Genomic DNA, 20333 nt, shown 5'->3' with positions numbered 1-20333 from the left:
AGATTACAGAATATTCTGAAGCGATCTTCCGAGTCTGATGTGTTTAGAATAACTTGCAACTACTCTGTCACGTGAGTACTAGCGAAATGATTGGATAAGCCTAAGAACGACGACCGCCGTTCCGTGGGCTTATGCCCACGCCCTTAAACAAAATGGCGCGAGTGACCGGACTTGAACCGGCGACCTCCTGCGTGACAGGCAGGCGCTCTAACCAGCTGAGCTACACCCGCTTTAGTATTAAAAGCGAGCCGTTTTTTAGGCGCTTGGCAGGGCAATGTCAAATCAATTAGTGGGCTGATTTGCTTAATGTTTTTGGACCCTGTTTTAGCTGTTGTTTTTTCTAAAACACGGGGTTATTGTGCCGCCTTCTTATCGATTGGCTCTTAGCCAATAGCTTAATGATGAGGGCGATTAGCTCAGCGGTAGAGCATCTCGTTTACACCGAGAGGGTCGGCAGTTCGAAACTGTCATCGCCTACCATTTTCCTTAGATAACAAATAGAATAATGTGCATTGAACTTACCAAGTTTCTTGAGAAGTTATTGTCATTACAAAATCTAATCCTATTTTACCAACTTTCTGGCACGATGGTGCTTGGTTGGGCGCTAGCCTCAACGTCAACTAAAAGAATTGTTGAGCTTGGAAATCCGCTATTTGATTTTAACAAGCCATACATAGAAGGGCAAATTGACCAACGCACAGATGCCCAATTTGGAATAATAATATTGATTCTAGGTTATATCATCGAGTTAGCAGAAAACATTTTTGAAATATCAAAAAATACTAACATCAAAATTTTTATTATTATTGCGTTTGTGCTGCTAATATTATCGACTCCCGCATACTTATGCTCAAGGAAATACATCCGCAGCATTGTTTGTAACAAGGCAGAAGCTGAAGCTCTCAGAAAGACTAAGCCGTAGCTATTTTATCCTACTTCTTTGTTTCAATTCCGTTGACTTCATCCTTCAATGCCTTGCCTGCCTTGAAGCGTGGCAGCTTGCTGGCCTTGATTTTGATGGTTTCGCCTGTGCGCGGGTTACGACCTTCGGATGCGCCGCGGCTGCGCACTTCGAATGTGCCAAAGCCAACCAGACGCACTTCGCCGCCGGTTTTCAATTGGTTTGAAACCGTATTGATAAACGCATCTACTGCGCGTTCCGCATCAGCCTTGGAAAGGCTGGAAGCATCGGCAACGGCGGCAACAAATTCACTCTTATTCATTCGTAATATCCTTTTTCGTTTAAAACAGCTTGGCTCTGCTATTGTTTTGTGGATGAGACTTTATGGTCTATTTGACCATTGGTTCAAGGGATTCGGAAAACGTAACCTATCATGATTTGCTTACTGCCTTACATAACCGAAATAAGCACGCGTGAGATTAGAGAAAAACCCAACCATACCCGCGCATAACGCAAGGCATGGCCGGAATTTTAAGAAAAACCTGTGGTGCTTAGTGACGCATAATCTCGTCATCTTCGCCGCCCGCAACAGGGGTGGCTTTGATGGCTTGTTCTTCCTCTTTCCATTCGATTGGAACAAGCGCCGATGCCAATGCATGATGCAGTACTTCATCCGCCGTTGTGACAGGGATGATGGTCATGCCCTTCTTCACATTATCGGGGATTTCCGGCAAATCCTTTTCGTTTTCCTTGGGAATGAGCACGGTTTTGATACCCGTGCGCAATGCCGCCAGCAGCTTTTCCTTTAAGCCGCCAATAGGAAGCACGCGGCCACGAAGGGTGATTTCACCCGTCATCGCTACATCCTTACGTACAGGTATTCCCGTCAGCACTGACACGATAGATGTTACCATACCAACACCTGCGGAAGGGCCATCCTTTGGCGTTGCGCCTTCGGGCACGTGAACGTGGATATCCTTGCTTTGGAATACGGTTGGCTTGATACCAAACGATAAAGCCCGTGATTTCACAAAGCTTTCAGCAGCTTGGACGGATTCCTTCATCACATCTCCGAGCTTACCTGTGGTTTGCACCCTGCCCTTACCCGGCAATAACAAGGCTTCGATCATCAGCATTTCCCCGCCGACTTCCGTCCAGGCCAGACCATTGGTTACACCCACCAGATCTTCCTTTTCGTTTTCGCCGTAAACATAACGCTTCACGCCTGCATATTTTTCCAGATTGCGGCGGCTGATGTGAACCTTATCAAGGCTCTTCATCAAAATGTCTTTCACCGCTTTGCGGCACAGATTGGCAAGTTCGCGTTCAAGGTTACGCACGCCGGCTTCCCGCGTGTAATTGCGGATAAGATCGCGCAGCGCATCTTCGGAAATCGCGAATTCGGTTTTCTTAAGACCATTTGCTTTAATCTGGCGATCAATCAAATGCTCTTGCGCAATCGTCACCTTTTCGTCTTCGGTGTATCCGGATAGACGGATCACTTCCAAACGATCAAGCAGCGGCTGCGGCATGCGCATGCTGTTTGCTGTGCACACAAACATCACATCCGATAAGTCATAATCCACTTCCAGATAATGATCATTGAAATTGCTGTTCTGTTCGGGATCGAGCACTTCAAGCAATGCCGATGATGGGTCGCCGCGCCAATCGGAGCCCAGCTTGTCGATTTCATCGAGCAAGAAAAGCGGATTGGATGATTTGGCTTTTTTCATCGCCTGAATAATCTTGCCGGGCATCGAACCGATATAGGTGCGACGGTGACCGCGGATTTCCGCTTCATCACGTACGCCGCCAAGCGAAATGCGCACGAAGTTTCGGCCCGTTGCCTTCGCAATCGATTTACCGAGTGATGTTTTACCAACGCCTGGGGGGCCAACGAGGCACAAAATGGGGCCTTTAAGCTTGGATGAGCGTTGCTGAACCGCCAAGTATTCCAGAATACGTTCCTTGACCTTCTCCAACGAATGATGATCTTCGTTCAATACTTTTTCGGCAAGCTTGATGTCTTTCTTGACCTTGGTGCGCTTGCTCCACGGAATATTGGTAATCCAGTCCAGATAGTTGCGCACGACGGTTGCTTCGGCCGACATCGGCGACATGGTACGAAGTTTTTTGACTTCACCTAGCGCTTTTTCTTCCGCGTCTTTCGACATCTTCAAGGCTTTGATTTTTTCTTCAAGCTCGGTTGCTTCGTCCTTGCCGTCTTCACCTTCGCCGAGTTCTTTTTGAATGGCCTTCATCTGCTCGTTCAAATAATACTCGCGCTGCGTCTTTTCCATTTGGCGTTTCACGCGGGTGCGAATGCGTTTTTCAACCTGAAGAACGCCGATTTCGCCTTCCATATAGCCAAAGATTTTTTCAAGACGGTCGTTGACGGAATCCAATTCCAGCAAGGCCTGCTTTTCAGGGATTTTCAGCGCCAGATGCGATGCAATCGTATCTGCCAATTTGCTGCTATCATCAATCTGGCCAACTGAAACCAGAACTTCCGGCGGAATTTTTTTGTTCAGTTTGATGTATTGCTCGAACTGCGTGACCACCGCGCGCATCAATGCTTCGATCTCTGTCTTGTCCGATGGCTTTTCATTCATCGGGCGCGCGAAGGCTTGGAAGAAATCCACGCGTTCAACATACTTCGTCACATTGGCGCGGAAGTTCCCTTCCACCAATACCTTTACAGTACCATCAGGAAGTTTGAGCAATTGCAGCACAGTGCCCACCGTGCCCATGGTGTACAGATCTTCAACACCCGGCTCATCCTGCGATGCGTTTTTCTGCGTGAGCAGCAAAATCTGTTTATCGTCCTGCATCACATCTTCAAGTGCGCGAACCGATTTTTCGCGGCCAACGAATAGCGGCACGATCATGTGTGGGAACACAACGATATCACGTAGTGGAAGCACCGGATAAAGCTGGTCTGGCGCGTTACGTGGAGGAACCTGCATGAAAACAAAACCTTTCAAAATGACAGGGCTGCCCGAATGTGGACTTAGCCCTTTAGTAGAACCCGGAATTGGCATCCCGATACCGTTAGAATGCCCATAAAATCCAGAATCCTTTCTTAATTATATGGTTACGTAAGTTATCAGCTTCAATCCCCCCCACTCAACCCTGTTCGGCAAGCAAAACAAGGTGATTTGCCGCATATTCGGGCAAAGTGGCGGTTTGGCAACGACCTTCGCTAGGGAACCCCTTAACAGCCGCCCACCCTAATATTGCTTATAGTTTCACAAAATTGGGGATAGTTTTTAGCGATACAGCACACGGATTTTTTTATGAATAATAACACAGCGTCACCCGCACCTTCTCGTCCAGGCAGTTCTTCCAATAATTCTTCGGGAGGATTGCCAAATGACGTAGCGCTAGCGCAGTATTTAGCAAGCTTTGGCGAACGCTTCATTCTGTTGCTTGAACTTCATTTCAGGCCATTCAACGAAGACGTGTTGAAAGGTGATGCACAAGCTATTTTAGTTGCCGCCAATATCCATCACTATGGCTCCGAATACCCGCGCGATGTTGAAATCATCCGCCGCAAGCTTGATAAGCGTTTAGGGCGCAAGGGTATTACGCATCCCTTTCTCACGCTTCAGGCTGCTAACACTCCCGCATTTACGGCGCACGCGATAGATCACCAGTTAGTTACCAATGAAGAAATATTAGCCCATGTGAGTGCGCCAAATGTGCAAGGAAAAGCACGTCCTTTTTATCTGATTGAAAAGTTGATTATCGAAGAAACCAAGAGAAAAACTAGTTTCAAGGACATTCCCGAAGCTTTTATTCTGAACCAGTTTACGGGGCGCGTGCATCGCAACACCATGAACATAAACCCGCATGGCATTGTTGATATACGTCAGATCTTTTTTGAAGATGTGCATCCAAAGGTTTTGGCACGCGCGGTTGAAAAAATGGGCGGAGAAGCAGCGTTTGCAGCAAAAATTCAGCATGAATGGAAGTTGCTGAAAGAGCTGGAAGCACGCTTTCGGATTGAAGGCGCATGCGACGCCCTATCTGCTGCTTATCTGTTAAGCATTCTAAAGCCAGATGAACGTGCATTACTCAAATTTGGCGCAGCGCATGGCATGTTAACAGTGAACGGCGCTTCATTACCCGACCAACTTGAAACCCAAGCCAAGGCACTTGGCCAAGATGGCCACACTGCTCGCGTTATTGTGATAACCAAGCAGGATGCGGCAACCTTGCACAAGTACGTGGCCCAATTCGAAAAAACCTATGGCATTAAATGGGATGCACGAGTATGGGATTATGAACGGCAGCAACACTGGTCGCTAAGAGAATGGTATGACACCGCGCATAGCATTTATGGGCCAAGCGCGAATATCAAAGCACCCAAAAATACGCCGTAACGCGGAACTAAAGCGCCAATTTAGCAGCCAAGGATGTGACCACCTGCTCTTGATGCCTCAAGCCATCACGCTCGCCAAGGCGTACATTATCGGTTGAATAAACTGCGACATTATAAAAGCGCGGGATATGTCCTTCGGTAAACATTACTTGTGGCGCAACTGGCGTTAGCTCAACGCGGGCAACCTGCGTAACATCAATCTCTGGATAAACCAGATCAGTAATCGCAGCAGCAAATACATCGGAGCGCAAACAGGTGGCAACCGGTTTGCCATTTGCGGTGATGGAAAGCCCACCATCGGAAATGCGTTTTAAGGTGAGCGTCCCTGCATCAATAATTTGTTCTTCAAGCAATGCAATTTTTTGTGCTGCCGACATGAATATAGCTGCTTTTGAAAAAATGACTAAAAAGGGTTTTAGTCAATGTTTTGCAGCATGAAAAGGGTGTTATGTGAAAGTATTTTAACCATACGTACATGTTAAAATGCGTATATGGCCAAAACGGAACTAAAGCAATACAACATCGCTGAAATAGCGAAGGGAATTGATGCATTCATCGGCGGCAATACGCCAGTCTCTGCATCAGGGATACTGGACGCATTCCGCGTGTTGGAAAGCTACCCGTTCAAGAATGACGATCACAGCCCACGCTATTTTTCTACCGAAGACGTTATTGCAAACGCAGGGGGTGCGCTGGATGCCGCCGCCTATGCCAAACGCGTGGGAGAACTGGAAGCACAATTCCAAGCAGCAAAACGTGCGTTTGTCGTCGTATCAAAACAGCCAACAAGCGCAGCAAGCGCTGAATTAACAAAAGCCACAGATATAAAAACCGCCTTGGGAAAATTATCCGCATCGGATATCTGGTTGACACCGCACGAATATGAAGCAATCCAGAATAAGAAATTCGACGCGTTTGATATCCGCAATCTTAGTGAAGATGCGCAAATCATGCGTAACAAGATAGTTATTGCAGTACAATTGGCAAACGAATATGGAAGAGATGGAAAAGTTACCCAAGGGGTACTCTTCAGGGCGCATTATGATCCTGATTTATTGGTAGAGGTTGAACAAGCGCTACAGGCGGATACTACAGCAAAAATGTTACTGGAACATGCAAAAGAGCGGCATCTTCCGATTGTATTTGCTGAATATGAAATAGATGAAACAACATTTAAAAGCGCAGCTTTTAAATTGGCACTCGGCGCATTAGCTTCACCTGAATATCAAAAAGGTCAGACTTTTCATTTAATAACTGCATTTAAAAACGCCGTTAAAACAGCATCTGAACATGCAATCACGATTGCCCACGAGTTGCGCCATTTCCGTTTCAAGTCACTGTTCAATATCGCCGAACATGACGCATTAGAACCCCAGGATCAAATAATCGCATCCCTGCTTGACGAAGCAGATGCTCAATCCGTTTACAGAAAAGTAGCATGGTCATTTCGCAATAAAAAAATACCCGTTGGTACGTATGCCTCTGCAGCACATGATTTTGATAAATACTATACAAGGCCATTATATAGTGGCCTACCAGTGTCGCGTCGCGTACAACGCGCCACCCAAGATTGCTTCATAGCTTTTATTTATAAGGAGCTAACACAACCCGTTTACATAAAAAGTTATGTGTATGGATATGTAGAACGTGGGCTTAAGCTTGGTACTGCAACCCGCAAAATTGATCAAAGTACGCTTTTGGAAAAAGCATTCTTGACGCGGCTTTCCCAGGTTACAGAGAACGTATCCTACCTTGATGCGGAAGGCATGAAGGCGGTACGCGAAATGATCACGCAAAAATTGCCGGAAGTTCTTGAACGGCTGGAAAAAGCAGCCCTTGAAGCAAAAGCCAAAGGACAGAAACCAGAACCCTAACGCTTAGGCGCTTTTGGGTTCTTTTTCTTTCTTGCCTTCGGACAAGCTGTAGATCGGCTTGGTGCCGTTATCGACGTTGTCCTTGTTCACCAGAACCTTGTCCACTGTGCCCATACCTGGGAGTTCGTACATCGGTTCAAGCAAAATGGTTTCCATGATCGAACGCAAACCACGCGCACCGGTCTTGCGTTGAATGGCCTTCTTGGCAATCGCATGCAAGGCTTCGTCGTTGAATTCCAACTTCACATCTTCCATCTCGAACAACCGCTGATACTGTTTAACAAGCGCGTTCTTCGGCTTGGAGAGAATTTCAACCAAGGTTGCTTCATCCAGATCTTGCAAGGTTGCAATCACCGGCAAACGACCGACAAATTCAGGGATCAAACCGAATTTGAGCAAGTCATCGGGCTCAACAGTGTGAAGGATCTCACCTGCACGGCGTTCATCGGGCCCGCGCACGTCAGCGCCAAAGCCGATGGATGTGCCACGACCGCGACCTGAAATAATTTTTTCAAGACCCGCAAACGCACCACCGCAAATGAACAGGATGTTCGTGGTATCCACTTGCAGGAATTCTTGTTGTGGATGCTTACGGCCACCTTGCGGCGGAACGGAAGCCATCGTTCCTTCCATGATTTTCAGCAATGCCTGTTGCACGCCTTCGCCCGACACGTCACGGGTAATGGATGGATTATCGGACTTACGACTAATCTTATCGATTTCGTCGATATACACGATGCCGCGTTGTGCGCGTTCCACGTTGTAATCGGAAGCCTGCAACAATTTGAGGATGATGTTTTCAACGTCTTCACCCACATAACCTGCTTCGGTCAATGTGGTCGCATCCGACATGGTGAATGGCACATCAAGAATGCGGGCAAGCGTTTGCGCCAGCAAGGTCTTGCCCGAACCGGTTGGACCGATCAGCAAGATATTGGATTTTGCGAGTTCGATTTCATTCGCACTCTTGGTACCGTGTGACAGACGTTTGTAGTGATTGTGAACCGCAACCGACAAAATGCGTTTTGCATGATCCTGCCCGATTACATAATCGTCAAGCACACCACGGATGTCTTTGGGTGTAGGAACGCCATCGCGTGTTTTCGCAATACTGGTTTTCGTCTCTTCGCGGATGATGTCCATGCACAGTTCAACGCATTCATCACAGATGAATACGGTTGGACCCGCGATAAGCTTGCGCACTTCGTGCTGGCTCTTGCCGCAGAATGAGCAATAAAGCGTATTTTTGGTATCGCTACCCGCTTTAGACATGAAAACTCCTCAAATTCGAAAACAACAAACTACTAAACTACAAAAGCACACCTTAAGATTAGAACGCTAGTCCTTAAGGCTTTCTAAACAAACAATCACCCGTGGTTTGCACCGCGGTAAGCCCTTACGCCGCCTTCTTTTCGTTAACGGAAGGTGTTGGACGTTCAATAATTACTTCGTCAATCAAACCAAACTTCTTGGCTTCTTCGGGTGACATGAAGTTATCCCGTTCAACGGCAGCTTCAATCGCATCCAGCTTCTGGCCAGTGTGCTTGACATAAATTTCGTTGAGGCGCTTGCGCAGCGTAAGGATTTCACGTGCTTGGATCTCGATATCCGTTGCCTGACCACGCGCACCGCCCGATGGTTGGTGGATCATCACGCGGCTGTTAGGCAAGCTGTAGCGCTTACCTTTTGCGCCACCAGCAAGCAATAAAGAACCCATAGAGCACGCTTGCCCCATCACAATGGTTGAAACAGGCGACTTAATATACTGCATCGTATCGTAAATCGACATACCGGAGGTCACAACGCCGCCCGGAGAGTTGATATAAAAGCTGATTTCTTTGGCTGGATTTTCAGATTCCAAAAAGAGCAATTGCGCGCAAATCAAGCTGGCAACATGGTCGTTTACTTCGCCCACCAGAAAGATGATGCGTTCCTTCAAAAGACGCGAATAGATATCAAATGAGCGTTCGCCGCGCGCAGTTTGTTCGATAACCATTGGAACAAGGTTATTCATGCGGGGAGCATCGTTATAATCAAAATCGGACATAGGATAAGCGCTCCTCATAGGGGTGAATGGTGGGTAAGATTAGAATCAAACAACCGAAACATAAGAATAAACATAGCATTCTTTTTTTAATTGTCATGTGCCGAAGCACGTGTAATGAATTATTCTTAGTATTTCACTGGCAATTCCAAGGAATAGGCGGAAATCATGAAAAAATCGTTGCCATCAATTGCCTTTTTTTCAATCAGATTTATGTCATTGTTGTGCTTATTCGCGTCCCTTATTCCTTATGATGCGTATGCACAATCTGTCGCGGCATCACCGGCAGCGACTGCAACCACACATGGCGTTAAACCTGTTGGCGTACCAACGATTGGGCAACCACAAATCCAGCCTGTTGGTCAATTGCAGCCCCTTCCCGCGCAAATTGCACCACAGCCCGCTATGCAGCTTCCACTGAAAGCCGATGTCACCATCGTTACGCCAGTTGGCGGTGAAACTTTTGTGAATGGTAACCGCACCCCCATTTCATGGCATGCAAATGTTCCTGAAATCCCTGATGCGTATAAACAGCGCGGTTATAAATTGATGGGCGAACTGCGGTTAATCGACCAAAGCCCGAACAAGAAGGATTTGCGCATCGCTTTTTTAACGGAGCAAGACCTTGCAAAGGGCACGTATCAGTTCCTCCCCGGCTCGCAAACGGAAATGACCTATGGCCACACGGCTGCGGGCGAAGGACAGTATAAAGTCTGGATTTACATAAAAGGCATTTATGATTGCGGTCCGAACGCAAAATGTGCGCCTTTGTTTGAAGCGCAAGCCATTACGCAAGCGCCCATTACCATCAAATACCGTTAAAGCCAAATACTCATAAAGAAAGCCCCTGATGAAAAAAGTTATGATTGCAGGCCTTGCATTCCTTCTTGCTGGCTGCGTGACCGATACCCCCGTAAAAAAAAGCCTGACCGAACCCTGCCAGATTTCGTCTGGGGGAAAATATATAACCGAGCCACCCGCACTGATTGAACGCGCATCCGGCAAGACCGATATTCCTGAAAAAGCGCAACGCGCACAAATCAATGGATGCGTCAGTTACGAATACCAGATCGACAAGAACGGGAATGTGAAGAATGTGCGCGTGTTGGCCGAAGAACCAAAAGGTTATGATTTAGGCAACACTGCCGCCGCGCAGGCAAAGCGCAACTTGTACGAAAAGCCAGCCAAACCCGACCAGTGGTATTTGACCATAACCAGCTGGCATTTAGGTGAATAAACAATCACCAATAAAAAACCCCGCATCCTGTTAAGGGCGCGGGGTTTTTTGTATTCACGTTGCAAACGAATTATTCAGCAGCTTTTTGCAATTCATCACGCGTTACTTTTTTATCCGTGGTCTTTGCTTTGGAAAGAATAAGGTCAACCACCTTTTCTTCCAGCATCGGCGCGGTGAGTTGTTCGCGGGCCGAAGCATCCTTGGTATAATAATCCACTACCTTCTTTTCCTGACCGGGGAAACGCATCGCTTCTTGAATAATCGCTTTACGCACATCCTCGCGATTGATCTCGATCTTGTTCTTGCGTGCAACTTCGGAAAGCAGCAAGCCCAAACGCACGCGGCGGTTGGCAATTGCTTCGTAATCTTTCTTCAATTGCTCGTCTGATTTACCCTTATCTTCATCATCCAACTGACCTGCAAGCTTGGCTTGGGAAACTTGTGCCCAAAGCTGCTCAAATTCACGTGTTGCAAGGGTTGGCGGCACTTCAAAGTTGTGGCCATCGGCCAACGCATCCATCAGCTTGCGCTTGATAATCGCGCGGCTAACCTGACCGAAGTTTTGGGAAATTTGTTCGCCCAAATGCTTCTTCAACGCATCCAGCGTTTCAAACCCTGCGGCCTTGGCAAGCTCATCATCAATTGTTGGCGCGGCCATGGTACTGACAGCCTTTACATTAATAGCGAATACAGCTTCAGCGCCAGCAAGTTCAGTTGCGTGATAATCCTTTGGAAAAGTTACCTTCACATCACGCTTATCGCCAGCCTTTACGCCAACCAATTGTTCTTCAAAGCCGGGAATGAAACGGTTTGAACCAAGTTCAAGCGGAAAATCCTCACCCTTCATACCATCACGCTTTACGCCGCCAACTGAACCATCAAAATCAATGGTAGTTACATCACCCAGTTTGGCAGCATAGCCTGCAGGTGCTGGTTCTTGCTTGCGGTTGCCCTTGGCAATGCGTTCCAATGCTTCGTTAATGTCGCTCTCGCTGGCTTCAACAACCATCTTTTCGAATGACAGTTTTGAAAAATCCATTGGTTCGATGGCTGGAATAATTTCAACTTCCATCTTGAACACCAGATCCTTGTTCGCAGGAACTTCAGATGGCATACCAACAAATTCAACCTTTGGTTCGGTTGCAGGGCGAAGACCCTTTTCGCTTACCGCTTTCATGGCAGCCGTGTTCACCGTTTCTTCAACCACTTCACCGAGCACAGAGGTACCATAGCGTTTTTCAACAACCGCCAACGGAACCTTACCCGGACGGAAGCCCGGCATTTGCACGGTCGCAAGCATGCCCTTTAACCGCGTTTCAATTTGGCGCTGTAAATCAGCGGCCGGAACGGTTACTTCATAATTGTGCACAAGACCCTTGGTGCTAAGCGCATTAACCTGCATTAAAAAACCTCTTGGTAATCGTTTGAAAGCGTAGGTTCTAGAACGCTTTTTCGTACATGTCTAGCGGCTGTTTTAAGATTGTATTGCCTGAATTAAGACGCGGATTTAAAGTCGTTAACTGAATTGACCCGGCTGCCGCAAAACTGCCAGAAAGTGGCCGCGAGCGCCTATTTTTTATGGATTTGTGATGCCACCCGCACCCGAGAAAATAAGCGTTATCATTCCGGCCTATAACCGCGCGGGCGATATCGAGCCAGTGGTCAAAACCATCATGGCACAAACCATACAGGACCTTGAAATCATTATCGTCGATGATGCATCGCCGGATGAAAAAGTTGTTGCTGCTATCGAAGCCATGGTCACGGCTCACCCTGCAAAAATTCGCCTCATCAAACATAACACCAATCGCGGCGCGGCAGCAGCCCGCAATACCGGTATTTTGGCCGCGAAAGGCGAATTCATCGCGCTACTTGATAGTGATGATGAATGGTTTCCCAACAAGCTAGAAATACAACTTGCGGCGTTAACCGCAACCCCCGATCCAACTACGCTGTGCATATGCGATTACCTACAGGTTCCCAAATACGGCGATGAAAAACCAATCACCCTGCGACCATCCCAAAAACCTGATCTGAAGATGGATATACTGTATGGCCGTGTTTACAACATTTGTTCAAATATGCTCATTCGCCGCAGCGCATTCAATCCATCCAGCATGTTTGATGAAAGCTTCAACACAATTTGCGAAGATTATGATTGGCTTATCCGGCATATCCTACGCGGCGGGAATATCATCGCCGTAAATGAAGTGTTGACGATTTGGAAATCAGAATTGAAAAAACCGTACCGAAATCATCGCGAATCCCTGCTTATCTTGCGCAGACTGCATTATGACAACATCCGCAAAACATTAGGAATTAATGCCAGCCGCCATTTCATGGGCGGGATTCATGCGCATTTATTGTTTGTGGCACGCCAAAAGAAACAAAGGCTGAAATGCGCTTATCATTTTACGATGATGGCCGTCATCCCGCCGAATTTTTTTAAGCGCCTTCGCAATTATCTTGTCCATCACTTATCACCCCGTAGTGCCACTTCATAAATGGAATTCAAATGCCGCCAACAATAAGCGTTATTATTCCTGTTTATAACCGGGCAGATGATATTACCCGCGCCATCCAAACGGTGATGGCACAAACCTTTCGGGATTTTGAAATTATCGTTGTGGATGATGCATCCACAGATGGCGGCAAAACTATCGCGGCAATTGAAACGCACATTGCACGCCATCCCGATAAAATCCGCCTGATCAAGCATGAAGTAAACAAGGGTGTTGGCGGTGCGCGCAACACCGGCATTGCTGCGTCTACGGGCGAATATATTGCCCTGCTAGACAGTGATGATGAATGGCATGCTAATAAGCTGGACATGCAACTCAAAGCGCTAATCGCCGCAAATAATCGATTGATGATTTGCCTGTGTGATTACTTATCCATTCCCAAAACCGGTAAAAAACATATTGTCACGGTACGACCGTCACAAAAATCCGATTTGAATATGAGTATACTGGGTGGCACGCTTTATAACATGGGCACCACATTGCTTGCCCATCGCAGTGTGTTTGCCCCGCCCTATCGTTTTGATGAAAGTTATGTGACTGTTGCTGAAGATTACGACTGGCTTATCCGCCACATGCTACGCGGCGGCAAAAGCATGGCAGTAAATGAGGTGCTTGCTACCTATCATTCCGAGCCGTTGAAACCTTATAAAAACCATATCGCGTATATTCACCGGCTGTACACGCAGCATGCAGCGGATATACAAAAAACTCTGGGGTTTGAAGCCAGCCGTTATTTTCTGGGCGGCAAGAATGTGCATCTGCTCTATGTTGCGCTGCAGACCAATAATATTTTATTGCAGGGATATTATTTTTTTATGAAGGCAGTTATTCCGCCGAATTTTTTCAAACGCGCGATAAATTATATCGCTAAGCGTTTGCCATTTAAAACCACTTCTTAAAAGTGGTACGGGCGGAGGGACTTGAACCCCCACGAGTCACCCCACTGGAACCTAAATCCAGCGCGTCTACCAATTCCGCCACGCCCGCAGCAGACGATGTTTGTATGCGCCCGCGCGCGCTTTGTCCATACGCATATTTATGCAGCAGAATATGCTTTATTTAATTATTGGCCGCCAGGCTCTTCGCCTTCTGGGCCTCTGGGTTTAACTACAGGGCGGAATGGCACGACTTTATTGGGCTGTGTTCCGCCTTCGCTTTCAGGGATTTGTGCTAATCCTTCTTGCAAACGGCGTGCGGCTTCTGCTTCATCGGTTATAATCGGAGCTATAGTATCATCCTGTTCTGTGCCGCCAAGCTCATGCGTGCTGGCGTGCATCGCTTCCTTCACATGACGTTCGCGTACCTTATCGAACATGCTGATGACATTCAGTTTATCAACAGTGCCCGCAAACTCACGGCCTGCTGCTTTTTGTTTTTGTAAATGTTCATAAACACCATCATAAATCTTATCGAATGTATCATCCTGATCAATGTCAGGGCGCAGGCCTTTAATCGCTAATGCAAAATACAATAAACGGTCGCGTTCGGGGCCATCGGCAAATTCCGGATCCATGCTGCGTTCCACAAAACGCACACTGGCACGGTAGAATAATTGGCGCGCGAATGCATCGCTCACCTCTTCCACGCCTTCGCGCTGGGTGCGCAGCATATTCAGTAATTCAGGCAATTCGTTTTCTGGAAATCCATATTCCACTTTGGCCAGAATTTCTTCAAATGAATCAAACCCGTGAATAATCGCAACACGTGCCCCCGGCAATTCCAATGCCATGCCACGTGGTTCTAATGGCGCGGTTAATTCAGCGGAAGCTGCTTGAACTGCGGTGGAAGTACCTTGCGTAAGCGTTGCGGGAAGTTGTTCATTGCCATATAGGCTTTTAATCGCATCCTCAATCGCTTGCAGAAATTCGGCATTCGCGATAGGCGCTGTATGATCACGCGCATAGAGTTCCTTAGGATTTAAGTCAAACTCAGGCTCTTTGGTGCGATCGATTTCAATAACTTTTGTGCCCAGTTTTTCAGATAGCACATCAAATAATGCATCTGTTTGCTTGAATGCGCCTTGCACCATCTGGCTTATTCGATCTGCGGCCCGAAGCAAAGATTTACCTGTGAAAAGATCATGCATCCGCTCACGGCGTTTTTGATAGCCAGGACCGTAGAGTTCCAAATCACGCGCTCTGCGCTCCACTCGCTCGCGGTGAAGTTTTGCCCAAAATTCGTGTCTATCTTCATATTCTGTCGGCATAGCATGCACCCAAAAGGTTGTACGTTGTGGTGGCAATTTACCACAACGCATGCCTGACCTGTTTTTGCAAATTTACTTTCGCAACGCTGAAATACAGCATTAACTATATCTTTTAACGGTTTGCAGTTCAGAGCCCTTTTGGCGTTATCAAATCAAGCACGCCATCTTTGGTAATAACACATGCTTCGCGCGGATCGCGGCCATCGCCCTGCAAATTAAAGATTGGGGAAAGGCTTTGCGGGTCTGCATATTTGAATGTGCTGCTGGCCCACATGACTTTGGTCGCGTTGCCATCGGCATGCGCATAGGAAAGCGTAAGACCCGCAGGCGATGGAAACTGGTCAGGCGGCCAGATAATCTGGAATGCAAGGGGTAAGCTCCCTTGCCTGCGTTCAACTTCCGGTACTTTTTGATTACCGCTATAGCCATAGCCTGCAAACACTTTCAAGTCAGATAAGCGCACCGAGAATTGGCGCAGTGCTTTGCGCGGTGCATCTTCCAAATCAACTGCGCCTTTACCCGGAATTTGCCGTTGATCAAGCCACCAGATTTCGATGCGGTCATCGTTCGCCCAATTATCAGTTGATTTAAATATACGCGGCGTTTTATCGGCTTCCACATCACGCAGTTCAACCCACAACCTGTCATCATTGATGCGCAAGTATCTGACCGTCACATCCGCGCCATCATCCTGCCCATAAATCGTGTAGCCCTGATACGGCCCCGGCTGCGATGTAAGCTGGCTGCCACACGTGCCAATCATTTTAACATCGCCAAGCTTCAAACCTAAAAATGACGAAATCTGTTTCGTATCAATCGATTTATATTTTGGTTTTGCAGCGCCAAGATCTTCGCTATTGCAATCGACAAAACTGGATTGGCTGTCATCGGATTCCTGCGGAGAATACCCGCTGGTGAATGCGCCTGTTTCATAATTCATCAAACGGATGTGCCCGCCCGATGTATTGGTACGGTAATCACACAACATGGTTCCCGTATAACTCAAGCTTGGCAGCGCATAGCTTCGCGCCCAGACCCAGCGATTATTATCCCCGCCCGCCTGACGATACGTGACATGCTGTTTGCCAAAGCTGAAGCTGTCTTCGCCAATATTGGCAGCGCCATAACCGTCATTGCATAATTCAAACAGTTTTTTATGCTCGGGTAATAATCCGCCATAGGTTGAAAACCATATTTCCTGGCTGACGTTATCAAGAAATTCGCCATAGCGCTTATCTTGTGGACGGCGGCATTTCTTCTCGCCATCTTTGGCGGGATGTGGCAGCACGATTTCGCTGATGATGAAGCGTTTTTTATCAAGGCTTCCAGCATCCCCCGACCAAAGATATTTGCACCCCTTACGGCCTTTGCAAAAATCATCCGGATTTATTTTTGGTAGCGCTTCAACTTTAGGCGTTGCGGTTGCATTTGCTGGCGCTTGCGCAAAGGCAGGAAAAGCCAGCATGACCCATATAAATAGCCAAGCAAATTTCATCATACTAACTCTTTTGGGGATTGGTTGCTTCGGTTTTTGGCCGCAACACATTGTGAAGGCCGGCGATTAAATCCTCTGCAATCAGGCATGGACCATATTCGCTTGCAACCGCGGCATGCAACCACGTGGCAATACATCCTGCCGGGAATACTTCAACACCTTGCGCAATCAATCCAGCAATAAAGCCTGCCAACACATCACCTGAGCCCGCCGTTGCCAATGTTGCAGGCGCATTGCTGTTGATAATTGCAAGACCTTCAGGTGATGCAATAACTGTATCCGCGCCTTTAAGCACCACTGTACACCCAAGGAACGCTGCGGCTGCTTTGGTGCGGCTGACCTTATCAAGGCGCGCATCAATGACACGGTCGAATAACCGGCTGAACTCCCCTTCATGCGGCGTAATGATGCATTGCGGATTGATGATGCGCTTCAGGCTTTCGGCATCGCCAGCAAATACATTCAAGGCATCCGCATCAAGCACGCATGGCTTTCCAGCTGCTAATGCCAATTGCACGGCTTGGCGTGTTTGTTCGTTTTCACCCGCGCCAGGGCCAAGCAACACTACATTCATGCGTCTGTCTTCCAGAAGTTTCTGGAAGGAATGCATAAAGCCTTCCCCTTCAATCACCGGATTGACCAGAATACTGGTGTTGGAGACCGCATATATAAAGTATGCCGTTTGCGGTGCGGCAATAGTTACAAGGCCGGAGCCAATACGCTGCGCTGCTTGCGCTGCTAAACGTGCAGCGCCAGTCATTTGCGAGCCACCCAATACCATGACATGCCCACGGTCGAACTTGTTATGGCTAAGCTGGGGTTGCGGATAATAGCTGATCCACAAATTCGGATGATTTTCACATACCTGCAATGGAATATTGAGCAAGGTTTGCTCGGGAATGCCCACATCCATTAAAATAATCTCGCCACATAGCATGCGGCCCGGCATCAACACATGCGCCAGTTTTTTGCGGAAAAAACAAATCGTCAAATCAGCAACCGCAGATTGGCCAAACACCTGCCCGGTATCCGCGTTAAGACCACTTGGAATATCCACCGACACAATCGGTAATCCTGAACGGTTGATAAGCTGAAGAAGTTGCGCCGCTTCGCCCGTTACCGCGCGGCGAAGGCCAATGCCATACAGCGCATCAATCACAAGCTGCGCCCCTTTTTGCAGTGCTGTCTCTAAAACCGACACGCTGGCGGTAATCACCGCGCCGCGCCAACGCGATGCCGCAACCTTGGCCTCGGGCGTTAAATCTTCAAGTTTTCCGAATAATAATATGCGTACTGGCCAACCTTTTGCTGCCATATGGCGGGCGGCCACAAAACCATCGCCGCCATTATTCCCAGGGCCGCATAAGATAATGGTGGGGCATTTGGTGTAACGCGCCATCACTTGTTCGGCAACCGCCAGACCTGCACGCTCCATCAACACAATGAGCGGTGTTCCAGCCTGAACAGCCGATTGTTCTGCAAGGCGCATTTGCTGCGCTGTTAAAACCGAGAATACGCTTGGTGGAATACTGGGTGGATTAGGGGGCGGCGTATTCGAAATAGCATCAGATGACGCTGCGACAGATTTTGCATCAAAAACTTTTTCTTCTGCTTTATCAGAAACCTTTTCGGGAGGCGCTGCTTTGGCGGCAGTAGCAGGCGTATTATTTTTTTGCGGTTTTTTATCGTTATCGGGCATGGCTTTTCATACCACCTTTTTTTTTAAAGACATAACCTTATGCAAAAAATTCAGGCATACGCCGGATTCAAAAATCATTCCCGCATTAAAATGAGTAAGGGGCACATGGGAAGAATGGGGCGATCGACGGGACTTGAACCCGCGACAACTCGGACCACAACCGAGGGCTCTACCAGCTGAGCTACGACCGCCATACCCTTCGCATACGCAATATAACCCCCGATAACAATGGAGGTTCCCTAAGGAAGGGCGTGAACAATATGGCCAAAAGCATTGAAAATCAACCAAAAGGTTTTCTTGCGCACCCCAAAGGAAAGTGCCATAAAAGTAGTCCATCAAGCTCTGTTTAGCCTAAAGTCTTGGGTTTTCGCTTTTTGGGATCCCCTCAAATTGAACTTACAAACGTGAGATTAGAGTCTAATCACTATCGGTTTTTTACGAACTTTTTATACAACCCAAGGGAGTAATATATGACTAAAAGCTACGATAAGGCGGTATCACTCATCAAAGATCGTGATGTGAAATACGTCAACTTCCGCTTCACCGACACACGCGGCAAGATGCAGCAAGTTACCCAGCATATCTGCACGGTAGATAGCGCGATGTGGGAAAAAGGTTTGCAATTCGATGGTTCATCCATCGCCGGTTGGAAAGTTATCAATGAATCCGATATGACCCTTCTCCCAGATCCTGAAACAGCCGTGATGGATCCATTCACCGCGCAACCAACCTTGAATGTGTTCTGCGATGTATTAGACCCAGATAGCGCAACTGCGTACTCCCGCGATCCACGCTCTGTAGCAAAACGCGCCGAAGCATTCATTAAAACTGCTGGCATCGGTGATACCGTTTACTTCGGTCCAGAAGCTGAATTCTTCATTTTCGATGATGTTCGTTATGGCACAGGCATGAACGAAGCCTATTACCATCTCGACAGCAATGAAAGCCCTAGCAACACCGGTAAAGCTTACCCCGAAGGTAATCTTGGCCACCGCCCACCGGTTAAAGGTGGTTACTTCCCTGTTCCACCGTTGGACAGCTGCGTAGATATCCGTTCCGAAATGGTGACCACCATGGCGGAAATGGGTGTTGAAGTTGAAAAGCATCACCATGAAGTTGCGCCATCACAGCACGAACTTGGTATCAAGTTCGGTACGCTGACCAAGTGCGCCGACAACATGCAGATCTATAAGTATGTGGTGCACAATGTTGCCCAAGCATACGGCAAAACCGCAACCTTCATGCCAAAGCCAGTATTCGGCGATAACGGTTCGGGCATGCACTGCCACCAATCCATCTGGAAAGATGGCAAGCCACTCTTTGCTGGCGATAAGTACGCTGGCCTTTCCGAAATGGCGTTGTTCTATATTGGCGGTATCATCAAGCACGCACGCGCTATCAACGCATTCACCAACCCAACCACCAACAGCTACAAGCGTTTGGTGCCAGGTTATGAAGCGCCGGTATTGCTTGCTTACTCCTCACGCAACCGTTCGGCATCGATCCGCATTCCTTATGTGGAAGGTCCAAAGGCGAAGCGTATTGAAGTTCGCTTCCCTGATCCGGCAGCAAACCCATACCTTGCTTACACCGCGATGCTTATGGCTGGTTTGGATGGCGTTAAGAACAAAATCCATCCAGGCGAAGCAATGGATAAGAACCTTTATGAACTGCCAGAAAATGAATTGGCTCAAATCCCTACCGTTTGCCATTCATTAGGCCAAGCACTTCATAGCCTTGAAAACGACCACAAATTCCTCTTGGAAGGCGGCGTTTTCACCAAGGACTTGATTGATGGCTATATCGCCCTCAAGAGCGAAGAAGTTCTGGCATACGAAACCACACCACATCCAATCGAATTCAAGATGTACTACTCAGTTTAAGAGTGGTTCGGTGTAAATCGATACAGGGGGCTAATCGCAGGATTAGCCCCCTTTTTTTTAGAATTGAGTATTGTCAATGATGGCCTGG

17 protein-coding genes and 4 tRNA genes are annotated in these 20333 nt (G+C 47.7%); 9 read left to right on the top strand and 12 right to left on the bottom strand.

Annotated elements, in window-relative coordinates; genetic code table 11:
- Nucleotides 1-153: 153 nt before the first annotated feature.
- Nucleotides 154-230, bottom strand: a tRNA-Asp gene (locus SFW65_04210).
- Between the two features lie 175 nt (nt 231-405).
- Here SFW65_04210 and SFW65_04205 point away from each other — a divergent pair.
- Nucleotides 406-480 (top strand) — tRNA-Val (locus SFW65_04205).
- A 25-nt stretch (nt 481-505) separates the two neighbouring features.
- Nucleotides 506-922: a hypothetical protein gene (locus SFW65_04200; protein ID MDX1922315.1), complete on the top strand. Its 417-nt coding sequence runs from the start codon at nt 506-508 to the stop codon at nt 920-922.
- A 10-nt stretch (nt 923-932) separates the two neighbouring features.
- On the opposite strand, the gene SFW65_04195 is transcribed toward SFW65_04200, so the two are convergent.
- The gene (locus tag SFW65_04195) at nt 933-1223 is read right to left on the bottom strand and encodes an HU family DNA-binding protein (protein MDX1922314.1); all 291 of its coding nucleotides are present in this window, start codon (nt 1221-1223) and stop codon (nt 933-935) included.
- Between the two features lie 229 nt (nt 1224-1452).
- On the bottom strand, nt 1453-3867 hold the full coding sequence (gene lon, locus SFW65_04190; GenBank protein ID MDX1922313.1) for an endopeptidase La: 2415 nt from the start codon (nt 3865-3867) through the stop codon (nt 1453-1455).
- 330 nt (nt 3868-4197) lie between these two features.
- Here lon and SFW65_04185 point away from each other — a divergent pair, with 330 nt between their 5' ends.
- On the top strand, nt 4198-5286 hold the full coding sequence (locus SFW65_04185; GenBank protein MDX1922312.1) for a hypothetical protein: 1089 nt from the start codon (nt 4198-4200) through the stop codon (nt 5284-5286).
- A 7-nt stretch (nt 5287-5293) separates the two neighbouring features.
- Here the strand turns inward: SFW65_04185 and SFW65_04180 are convergent, their stop codons facing one another.
- Nucleotides 5294-5662, bottom strand: coding sequence for a hypothetical protein (locus tag SFW65_04180; protein ID MDX1922311.1), 369 nt, complete (start codon nt 5660-5662; stop codon nt 5294-5296).
- Nucleotides 5663-6004: 342 nt separating this feature from the next.
- On the opposite strand from SFW65_04180, the gene SFW65_04175 reads away from it, so the two are divergent.
- Nucleotides 6005-7159, top strand: a complete 1155-nt coding sequence (locus SFW65_04175) for a DUF6782 family putative metallopeptidase (protein MDX1922310.1) — start codon at nt 6005-6007, stop codon at nt 7157-7159.
- A 3-nt stretch (nt 7160-7162) separates the two neighbouring features.
- On the opposite strand, the gene clpX is transcribed toward SFW65_04175, so the two are convergent.
- Both clpX and clpP read right to left on the bottom strand, forming a co-directional pair.
- Nucleotides 7163-8431 carry an ATP-dependent Clp protease ATP-binding subunit ClpX gene (gene clpX / locus SFW65_04170; protein ID MDX1922309.1) on the bottom strand — a complete coding sequence of 423 codons (1269 nt, stop codon included), beginning with the start codon at nt 8429-8431 and terminating at the stop codon, nt 7163-7165.
- 124 nt (nt 8432-8555) lie between these two features.
- Nucleotides 8556-9206: an ATP-dependent Clp endopeptidase proteolytic subunit ClpP gene (clpP, locus tag SFW65_04165; protein ID MDX1922308.1), complete on the bottom strand. Its 651-nt coding sequence runs from the start codon at nt 9204-9206 to the stop codon at nt 8556-8558.
- Nucleotides 9207-9371: 165 nt separating this feature from the next.
- Between clpP and SFW65_04160 the strand changes: the two genes are divergently transcribed.
- On the top strand, nt 9372-10025 hold the full coding sequence (locus SFW65_04160) for a hypothetical protein (protein MDX1922307.1): 654 nt from the start codon (nt 9372-9374) through the stop codon (nt 10023-10025).
- A 28-nt stretch (nt 10026-10053) separates the two neighbouring features.
- On the top strand, nt 10054-10440 hold the full coding sequence (locus SFW65_04155) for a TonB family protein (GenBank protein MDX1922306.1): 387 nt from the start codon (nt 10054-10056) through the stop codon (nt 10438-10440).
- A gap of 70 nt (nt 10441-10510) precedes the next feature.
- Here the strand turns inward: SFW65_04155 and tig are convergent, their stop codons facing one another.
- A complete protein-coding gene (gene tig, locus SFW65_04150; protein ID MDX1922305.1) occupies nt 10511-11842 on the bottom strand; it encodes a trigger factor in 1332 nt (443 codons plus the stop codon).
- 187 nt (nt 11843-12029) lie between these two features.
- On the opposite strand from tig, the gene SFW65_04145 reads away from it, so the two are divergent.
- Together SFW65_04145 and SFW65_04140 are read left to right on the top strand one after the other, a co-directional pair.
- A complete protein-coding gene (locus SFW65_04145; GenBank protein MDX1922304.1) occupies nt 12030-12944 on the top strand; it encodes a glycosyltransferase family A protein in 915 nt (304 codons plus the stop codon).
- Nucleotides 12945-12955: 11 nt separating this feature from the next.
- On the top strand, nt 12956-13861 hold the full coding sequence (locus SFW65_04140; protein MDX1922303.1) for a glycosyltransferase family 2 protein: 906 nt from the start codon (nt 12956-12958) through the stop codon (nt 13859-13861).
- 3 nt (nt 13862-13864) lie between these two features.
- Here SFW65_04140 and SFW65_04135 read toward each other — a convergent pair.
- The 5 genes from SFW65_04135 to SFW65_04115 all read right to left on the bottom strand — a co-directional run bounded on the left by SFW65_04135 (nt 13865) and on the right by SFW65_04115 (nt 18553).
- Nucleotides 13865-13949, bottom strand: a tRNA-Leu gene (locus tag SFW65_04135).
- 76 nt (nt 13950-14025) lie between these two features.
- Entirely contained in the window at nt 14026-15168 is a 1143-nt protein-coding gene (locus SFW65_04130) for a hypothetical protein (protein ID MDX1922302.1), read from the bottom strand.
- Nucleotides 15169-15295: 127 nt separating this feature from the next.
- On the bottom strand, nt 15296-16666 hold the full coding sequence (locus SFW65_04125; GenBank protein MDX1922301.1) for a hypothetical protein: 1371 nt from the start codon (nt 16664-16666) through the stop codon (nt 15296-15298).
- A 1-nt stretch (nt 16667) separates the two neighbouring features.
- On the bottom strand, nt 16668-18362 hold the full coding sequence (locus SFW65_04120) for an NAD(P)H-hydrate dehydratase (protein MDX1922300.1): 1695 nt from the start codon (nt 18360-18362) through the stop codon (nt 16668-16670).
- A gap of 115 nt (nt 18363-18477) precedes the next feature.
- Nucleotides 18478-18553, bottom strand: a tRNA-His gene (locus SFW65_04115).
- 279 nt (nt 18554-18832) lie between these two features.
- Here SFW65_04115 and glnA point away from each other — a divergent pair.
- Entirely contained in the window at nt 18833-20245 is a 1413-nt protein-coding gene (gene glnA, locus SFW65_04110; GenBank protein MDX1922299.1) for a type I glutamate--ammonia ligase, read from the top strand.
- The last annotated feature ends 88 nt before the right edge of the window (nt 20246-20333 follow it).

The sequence above is a fragment of the Alphaproteobacteria bacterium genome (assembly GCA_033762625.1).
In the GTDB taxonomy this organism is placed as follows: Bacteria; Pseudomonadota; Alphaproteobacteria; order UBA9219; family RGZA01; genus RGZA01.
The sequence above is the reverse complement of the archived record's forward strand: the minus strand, read 5'-3'. Positions and strand labels throughout refer to the sequence as shown.